This is a genomic window from Nocardia sp. NPDC059154, assembly GCF_042755705.1.
Taxonomy (GTDB): Bacteria; Actinomycetota; Actinomycetes; order Mycobacteriales; family Mycobacteriaceae; genus Nocardia.
This window is the reverse complement of sequence record NZ_JBHZCS010000147.1, coordinates 1-954: the sequence shown is the minus strand read 5'-3', so window position 1 is coordinate 954 and position 954 is coordinate 1. Positions and strand designations below refer to the sequence as shown.

The 954-nt window shown below is 71.4% G+C and carries 1 protein-coding gene; it reads left to right on the top strand.

Annotation, left to right across the window (positions count from 1 at the left end; genetic code table 11):
- Nucleotides 1–8: 8 nt before the first annotated feature.
- A partial coding sequence (locus tag ACFXN1_RS50635) for an aldehyde dehydrogenase family protein (protein WP_379464117.1) occupies nt 9–954 on the top strand: 946 nt, incomplete at its 3' end.

Genomic DNA, 954 nt, shown 5'->3' with positions numbered 1-954 from the left:
TGCGCCGGATGAACATTCCGCTCGGCCCGGTCGTCAATTTCGCGGCGAGCAACTTCCCCTTCGCCTTCTCCGTCGCGGGTGGCGATACGGCCGCCGCACTGGCCGCCGGGTGCCCGGTCATCGTCAAGGCCAGCCCGGGCCATCCATTGCTGTCACGCGCGGTCGCCGCGATCGTCACCGAGGCGCTGGCCGAAAACCAGGCTCCGAGCGGAACTTTCGGCCTGGTGTTCGGTGTCGACGCGGGCGTGCGAGTGCTGACCCACACCGCCGTCACCGCGGCCGCGTTCACCGGCTCCACCCGGGGCGGGCGCGCACTGTTCGACATCGCCGCCGCGCGACCGGTGCCGATTCCCTTCTACGGTGAATTGGGTTCCGTCAATCCAGTTTTCGTCACCGCTTCGGCCGCGGGATCACGGGCCGCCGAGATCGCCGCCGGACTGCTGGGCACGCTGTCGGCCAGTGCCGGGCAGCTGTGCACCAAGCCGGGGATCATCGCCGTCCCGGACGGGTCGCCGCTGCTCGCCGAACTGGCCCGGTCGGCACCCGAGCCGACCGGTGACATGCTCAATGCCGCGATCGAGGCCGGATTCGTCGGGGCCGTCGAACAATTGCGCACGCACCCGCGGGTGCGGATCCTGAGCGGCGGCGCGGCGGGGCGCACCCTGCTGCTGACCACCACTGCCCAGGACGTGCTCGCCGATCCGGAAACGCTGATACACGAGATGTTCGGCCCCGCAGCACTGGTGGTGACCTATCGGGAGACCGCCGAACTGCTCGAGCTGGCCCGCGCGGTGAGCGGGCAGCTGACGGTCTCGGTCTTCGGCGACCAGGCCGACGGCACCGCTCGCGCCCTGCTCGCCGAGGCGGCGGGCGCGGCGGGCCGGGTGTTGTGGAACAGCTGGCCCACCGGCCTGTCGGTGACCTACGCGCAGCAGCACGGCGGGCCGTATCCGG